The organism is Acinetobacter stercoris (assembly GCF_900323515.1).
Lineage (GTDB): Bacteria > Pseudomonadota > Gammaproteobacteria > Pseudomonadales > Moraxellaceae > Acinetobacter > Acinetobacter stercoris.
Genome location: NZ_OOGT01000199.1, coordinates 1 through 7,402 on the forward strand (window position 1 = coordinate 1; position 7,402 = coordinate 7,402).

The following is a 7,402-nucleotide window of genomic DNA, read 5'->3' on the forward strand; positions in this document are numbered from 1 at the left end:
AAATATAACAAGATAGTTCACTACTCTAACTCACATTTAAAAGTGCTTTTATGATATAATTTTCAGCTGTATTTTTTTAGATTTTAGCTCAAGTTTTTGCGCTAAATTTGCAAGATTGATTATTAAAATAAGCAGTCCATTCTGCTTGTAATGAGGAGTATGCATGAGCGTATCGGAAACCAGGCCGATTGCCATTGAGGATGAACTCAAGCATTCGTACTTAGACTATGCCATGAGCGTTATCGTTTCGCGTGCATTGCCTGATGTGCGTGATGGTCTAAAGCCTGTTCATCGTCGTGTGCTATTTGCTATGCACGAATTGGGCAACGATTATAACAAAGCCTACAAAAAATCTGCCCGTGTTGTCGGGGATGTGATCGGTAAATATCACCCTCATGGTGATTCTGCGGTTTATGAAACCATCGTTCGTATGGCGCAAGATTTTAGTCTTCGTTATCAATTGGTTGATGGTCAGGGTAACTTCGGTTCAGTTGATGGTGACAGCGCAGCAGCAATGCGTTATACCGAAGTCCGTATGCAAAAGTTAACCCATGAAATTTTGGCTGATCTGGAAAAAGATACAGTCGATTGGGAAGATAACTATGATGGCTCTGAGCGTATTCCTCAGGTTATGCCAACGCGTATTCCAAACTTACTGATTAATGGTGCAGCAGGTATTGCAGTTGGTATGGCGACCAATATGGCGCCTCACAACATGACAGAAGTTGTGAATGCCTGTCTGGCTTATGCGGATAATCCGAATATTTCTATTGAAGGTTTGATGGAATATATTTCTGGTCCAGATTTTCCTACAGGCGGTATTATCTATGGTAAATCAGGAATTGTAGATGCTTATCGTACCGGTAAGGGCCGTTTACATATTCGCGGTAAATACCATATCGAAGAAGATCAAAAATCTGGTCGTAGTACAATTGTATTTACTGAGATTCCTTATCAGGTCAATAAGGCCAAAACCATTGAGCGTATTGCTGAACTGGTTAAAGAGAAGAAACTTGAGGGTATTTCAGAGCTTCGTGATGAGTCTGACAAAGAAGGGATGCGTATTGCAATTGATTTGAAGCGTGGCGAAAACGCTGAAGTCATTGTTAATAATCTGTTCTTGAATACTCAGCTTGAAAATTCATTCAGTATCAACATGGTCTGCCTGGATAATGGCCAGCCTAAATTGATGAATCTGAAAGATATCATTGCAGCATTTATTCGTCACCGTCAAGAAGTGGTGACACGCCGTACCATGTTTGAATTGCGTAAAGCACGTGAACGTGGACATATCTTGGAAGGCCTGACAGTTGCATTGGCAAATATCGATGAGATCATTGAGACCATTAAAACATCTGCAAACCCGGCTGAAGCTCGCGAGCGGTTACAAGCAGGTGAATGGGCTGCTGGTGGCGTTATTGCCTTGCTTGAAAAAGCCGGTTCTGTTTCAGTCCGTCCTGATGAAATTGAGGGTGAAGATCCTAATCGCCCATTTGGTTTAAATGGTCAAATTTATCGCTTATCTCCTGCACAAGTGGGTGCAATTCTAGAGCTACGTTTACATCGTTTAACGGGTCTGGAACAGGATAAGCTGCAAGCTGAATATACTGAAATTTTAGGTCAAATTGCTGAACTTACAGCTATTTTAAATGACTTCAATTTGTTGATGGGTGTAATCAAAGAAGAGTTGGCATTGATTCTGCAACAATATGGCGATGCTCGTCGTACTGAAATTGTTGAGTCACGTGTTGATTTCTGTCGTGAGGATCTGATTCCTGAAGAGCAAGTTGTATTGACTGTTTCCAAAACTGGTTATGCGAAAACACAACCACTTTCTGATTATGCTGCTCAGCGTCGTGGTGGTCGTGGTAAATCCGCAACTTCGATGAAAGAAGATGATTATATTCAACATCTCATAGTGACATCGAACCATGCAACAGTGCTTTGCTTTACCAATGTCGGTAAAGTTTATCGTCTGAAAGTATTTGAAGTACCTCAGGCATCACGTGGTTCGAAAGGTCGCCCTATGGTGAACTTGTTACCATTGGATGCGACAGAAACGATCACTGCAATTTTACCAGTGATTGATGCACCGAAGAAATTTGCAGAACGTTTAGCTGACTTTAAAGCATTTGTTAAAACCAATAAAGCGAAGCTTCAAGAAAATGAAGTGATCAATTCACATTATAGTGCTCTAGAAGCGGCATTTGCTGAAGTTGCAGATGATGCAGATGAATTATCTGATTCATTACGCAAGCAGTTGAAAGAGCTTGGCTTGGAGCTATCTGCAACTGATTTACAAGATGATGTGATAGCTGAGTTTGCTGAACAGGCTGAAAATGTACGTAAGAACTTTTATGTCTTTATGGCAACAGCCTCTGGTACGGTAAAACGTGTTGAGCTTGAGCAATTTAGTAATGTACGTGCAAATGGTTTACGTGCAATTGAGCTAAAAGAAGAAGATACTTTAATCGGGGTCGCAATCACGGATGGCGAGCAACAAATCATGTTGTTCTCCAATGAAGGTAAAGCAATTCGTTTCTCTGAAACTGATGCTCGCGCAATGGGACGTTCTGCTAAAGGTGTACGTGGTATGCGTGTAACTTTAGCTGCTGCTCAAGATGAAGAAACAGATGTTGATAATGATACTGATGATGACGATTCTTCAGATTCGAACATCGTGAGTCGTATCGTTTCTCTAGTCGTTGTACCAGAAACAGGTGAAGTGCTTTGTGCATGTGCTAATGGTTATGGTAAACGTACACCAGTTGGGGACTTCCCAACTAAAAAACGTGGTGGTAAGGGCGTAATTGCGATTAAAACGACCGAGCGTAATGGTGAGTTGATTGGTGCTGTTTCAATCGATGAGACTAAGGAATTAATGCTCATTTCAGATGGAGGTACGCTAGTTCGTACACGCGCTTCTGAAGTTGCAACAACTGGTCGTAATGCACAAGGTGTACGTTTGATCCGCCTTGGTGAAAATGAAACACTGGTTGGTGTTGAAGCAATTGATGCTGTCGAAGAAGATGAAGAGCTCGTTGCATCAGCAGTTAATTCGGAAGAAATCATTGAAGATGAAACCATCGTGGATGAAACGGAAAATGAATCTGATTTGAGAGAATCTGACGAAGAGTAATCCAGATTGGAATTGAAAAGGGCGCTTAGGCGCTCTTTTTATTTGACTAAACCTGTTTCAGAAATATAAATAACATCATAAACAGGAGTAAAGAGTGTATGTTTACATACAGGTAAAGATAGTTGTGAAATTACACAAAATAAGCTGAATTAACTGGCTACACAAATACCTGATACATCTGATTATATTACGGAAACAGGTATTCTTGGCCAGAAATAATAAAAACTGGATTGAAAAGAAAGCACGATGTTTTCTTTTCATTAAAATATCGAAAAGTCTAAAGAGATTATAAGGTTTTCTTTTGTTCTCTACGCTAGTAAGGTAAATTGAACACACTATGTTGAAAGATGTGATGCAATGAAAAAAATTTTAACGGTTTTAATTTGTGGGTTTCTTTTAGGTGCATGTGGAAACAGTGCACAAAAACAGGCAGAAGAATCTCAAAAAGCAGAGAAATTATTACAACAACAAGAAAATGCAGCTCAAATGACCTATAACGCACTACAGAGTAACAACTTGGATCAGATTAAAAAATATACGACAGCTCATTGTTATGAGCTTATTCATGCCAAACCAGATGTTTTAAAACAGATGCAAGAACTTATTCCTAAACAGGATTTTAAAGAAAAGATATTGATTGCCAGAACAGCATCAGATACTCAGGATATGAAAAATAAACAGAATCTGGTGTTAGGCTATGAATATAAATATGAAGGTAAATCGATTATTTATTTTGTTGAATTTAATACCAAAGATGATTTTTCAAAGGTTGATGATATAAAAATCCAGGAAAAGCTAAGTTAATCGATGAGATGATGTCTATTGGTTATATTCGATTTGGATATTTTTTATTTAAAAAAAGGAAGCATCAAGCTTCCTTTTTTAGGATATTAATTACAAAGTATTCTGTGCATTAACATCATAATTTTTTTGTTTTTCAGTATCAAACTGACCTTCCCATTTACTGATCACGAGAACAGCCAAAGCATTACCGATCACATTCAAGGCTGTACGAGCCATATCCAAGATACGGTCAATACCTGCAATAAATGCCAGACCTTCAAGTGGGATACCTACGCTACCTAAAGTTGCAAGAAGTACAACGAAAGATACACCTGGAACACCTGCAATACCTTTAGAGGTTATCATTAAGGTAAGTACCAAAATGATTTCTTGAGTCAAACTCAGCTCAATACCATAAAGCTGAGCAATAAAGATTGCTGCAATACTCTGATAAAGAGTAGAACCGTCAAGGTTAAATGAATAACCAATAGGAATCACAAAACTGGTAATTGATTTTGGAGCACCATATGCTTCCATTTTTTCCATGATGCGTGGTAACACAGTTTCAGAGCTTGCTGTAGAGTAAGCCAGAATCAATTCATCTTTGAGAATCTTGATGAGTGTGAAGATATTGAAACCACAAATTTTGGCTACAATTCCAAGCACTACAATGGCAAAGAAGAAGATAGCAGCATAAACCAGTAGAGCAAGTTTGACTAAAGGAATTAGAGAACTAAAACCAAAGCTTGCTACAGTGGCAGCGATCAATCCAAATACACCGAATGGTGCAAACATCATGATCATATGAGTCACTTTAAACATGGTTTCCGAAATTGACTTTAGAACATCAATTAACGGTTGCTTGGTTTCTTTGGCTAAAGAACCTAAACCCAAGCCAAAAATAACGGCAAAGAAGATAATTGGCAACATGTGCCCATCATTCATTGCAGCAAAAATGTTTGGTGGAATAAGAGAAAGAATAGTATGAACTAAACTATGGCCACCTGAACCGACTTCTTGAGTGGTATGTTCAAACTGTGAAATGTCAGCTTTAGTTAAACTTGACATATCAATACCAGCACCAGGCTGGAAGACATTCGCTGCAACAATACCCACAATAATGGCAACTGTTGTGATAACTTCGAAGTAAAGAATGGTTTTTACACCAAGTTTACCAACACTCTTACCATCCCCAGAGTTTGCAATGCCCAAAATAAGCATTGATAGAACAAGAGGAATAACAATCATCTTGATTAAGTTAATGAAAATCTTACCCAATGGATTGAGGAAGTTATCCGTTAACATCTCGCGATATTCAGGGGAGTTATGTAGGAAAGAGCCGACAATTACACCCAAAATTAGCGCGATTAAAATCTGCCAAGCAAGGCTAATTTTTTTAGTCCGCATAGTGAACCCTTAATCAAAAATGAAAAAGTTAGGGAAATAGGCTTTTAATAAAAATAGGAACGGGAGAGACCGAACAAAAAATGTGGTCTGGGAGTAGTCCTAAAAATATACGAAAGCAAAAAGGCAGGCTATTTTGCACCTTGTTTAACCAAAGTGCTAATAAAATTATGTAAAAAGTGTGAACTGACTAATGAAAAAAGTTTAAATTTGCCTTGTATGTTGAATATTTGTTCAAAAAATAATATTGAAAGAATTAGAATTACTCATGGGTAAATACGCCATATTAGACTTTAGTCTATGGTTGAAAATAGGGTATACGAAATGCTGAAATTAATTTATTACGTACCAGAATCTCATTTGGAAGTGACAAAACAGGCTATATTCTCAGCTGGCGCTGGTGGAATTGGTAATTATGAGCATTGTGCGTGGCAGGTTTTAGGTACTGGTCAGTTTAAACCGACTAAAAATGCACAGCCATTTATTGGTGAACTAAATGTACTTGAACAGATTCCTGAGTGGCGTGTAGAAACAATTGTAGATGAAGTCTATGCAAAAAAGGTATCAGATGCACTAAAAGCAAGTCATCCTTACGAAGAACCTGCTTTTGAGTTTATCCAAATTATTGAAATTGAATAATCGGTTACTAATCAATAATATCTGGGTGTGCAGTGTTATATTGTGCTTTTTTAGATTCATCAAATTGACCAGAAATTTTACTGATCACTAATGCAGCTAATGAGTTTCCGATCACATTGACTACGGTTCGCGCCATATCCAGAATACGATCAATACCTGCGATAAAAGCTAAACCATCAAGAGGGATACCTACACTACCGAGTGTTGCCAGTAATACAACGAAAGAAACCCCAGGAACACCTGCAATTCCTTTAGAGGTAATCATGAGTGTTAAAATCAGAATCAGCTGCTGTGTGATACTGAGTTCAATACCATAAAGTTGTGCTAAAAAAATAGCTGCAATACTTTGATATAAGGTTGATCCATCCAGGTTAAATGAATAACCGATTGGAATTACAAAACTTGTGATTGATTTTGGAGCCCCATAAGCTTCCATTTTTTGCATGATTCTTGGCAATACTGCTTCTGAGCTTGCAGTAGAATAGGCAAGAATCAATTCATTTTTAAGAATCTTAATCAGCTTAAATATGTTAAAACCAAAGTAACGGGCGATTAAACCCAGCACTACAATAATAAAGAAAAAGATCGCAGCATAAACCAGTAATGCCAACTTGGCTAAAGGAATAAGTGAACTAAAACCAAAAGTTGCAACCGTTGCACCCATGAGTCCAAAAACGCCAAATGGTGCAAAACGCATAATCATATTGGTGACTTTAAACATGGTTTGCGAGATTGATGTAAGCACATCAATGAGTGGTTGCTTTGTTTCGTTTGTTAATTGGCTCAGTCCTAGCCCAAAAATCACAGAGAAGAAGATAATGGGTAACATATCTCCTTTGGTTAAAGACTGAAAAATATTGGATGGAATAATGGACAAAACTGTATTGACCAATGTATGCGAAGCAGCACCAACCTCTTGAGTTGTTTGTTTATATTGAGAAATATCGGTTTGATGCAAACTTGCCATATCAATTCCTGAACCAGGATGGAAAATATTTGCAGCAAGTAGCCCAACGACGATCGCAATTGTGGTGACAATCTCAAAATAAATAATGGTTGTCAGTCCAATTTTACCGAGATTTTTACTATTTCCTGTATTACATACTCCTAGAATGAGCATGGATACAACCAATGGGATAACAATAACCTTAATCAGACTAATAAAAATCTTGCCTAGTGGTGTAAGGAAATTATCAATGATAGAAGTGCGATATTCTGGAAAGTGATTTAAAATCGCACCAACCAATATCCCAAGAAAAAGCGCAAGTAAAATTTGCCATGCTAGGCTTAGTTTTATTTTTTTCATGAATATCCAAAAAGTGAATTGAATATTGCATTTTAGGAACTGCTGAATTATCAGTTTGTATGAAATATGGTTTTTTTATAAACAGAGTTTTGCTAATTATTTGAGGCTTGTATCAAATCACTATAAATGTG

The 7,402-nt window shown here is 37.7% G+C and carries 5 protein-coding genes; 3 read left to right on the top strand and 2 right to left on the bottom strand.

Annotated features, from left to right (window positions below; all coding sequences use genetic code 11):
- Positions 1-163: 163 nt before the first annotated feature.
- The gene (gene gyrA, locus KPC_RS16215; RefSeq protein WP_121975397.1) at positions 164-3,139 is read left to right on the top strand and encodes a DNA gyrase subunit A; all 2,976 of its coding nucleotides are present in this window, start codon (positions 164-166) and stop codon (positions 3,137-3,139) included.
- Positions 3,140-3,496: 357 nt separating this feature from the next.
- Complete coding sequence (locus KPC_RS16220) at positions 3,497-3,943, top strand: hypothetical protein (protein WP_121975398.1); 447 nt, start codon at positions 3,497-3,499, stop codon at positions 3,941-3,943.
- A gap of 90 nt (positions 3,944-4,033) precedes the next feature.
- Here the strand turns inward: KPC_RS16220 and gltP (KPC_RS16225) are convergent, their stop codons facing one another.
- A complete protein-coding gene (gene gltP / locus KPC_RS16225; protein WP_121975399.1) occupies positions 4,034-5,329 on the bottom strand; it encodes a glutamate/aspartate:proton symporter GltP in 1,296 nt (431 codons plus the stop codon).
- A gap of 321 nt (positions 5,330-5,650) precedes the next feature.
- On the opposite strand from gltP (KPC_RS16225), the gene KPC_RS16230 reads away from it, so the two are divergent.
- Complete coding sequence (locus KPC_RS16230; RefSeq protein WP_121975400.1) at positions 5,651-5,965, top strand: NGG1p interacting factor NIF3; 315 nt, start codon at positions 5,651-5,653, stop codon at positions 5,963-5,965.
- Between the two features lie 7 nt (positions 5,966-5,972).
- On the opposite strand, the gene gltP (KPC_RS16235) is transcribed toward KPC_RS16230, so the two are convergent.
- Entirely contained in the window at positions 5,973-7,271 is a 1,299-nt protein-coding gene (gene gltP / locus KPC_RS16235) for a glutamate/aspartate:proton symporter GltP (RefSeq protein WP_121975401.1), read from the bottom strand.
- Between the last annotated feature and the right edge of the window lie 131 nt (positions 7,272-7,402).

Bases quoted from the DNA above. Each gene is read 5' to 3' on its own strand.
- gyrA (WP_121975397.1), top strand. From the start codon at position 164: ATGAGCGTATCGGAAACCAGGCCGATTGCCATTGAGGATGAACTCAAG.
- KPC_RS16220 (WP_121975398.1), top strand. From the start codon at position 3,497: ATGAAAAAAATTTTAACGGTTTTAATTTGTGGGTTTCTTTTAGGTGCA.
- gltP (WP_121975399.1), bottom strand. From the start codon at position 5,329: ATGCGGACTAAAAAAATTAGCCTTGCTTGGCAGATTTTAATCGCGCTA.
- KPC_RS16230 (WP_121975400.1), top strand. From the start codon at position 5,651: ATGCTGAAATTAATTTATTACGTACCAGAATCTCATTTGGAAGTGACA.
- gltP (WP_121975401.1), bottom strand. From the start codon at position 7,271: ATGAAAAAAATAAAACTAAGCCTAGCATGGCAAATTTTACTTGCGCTT.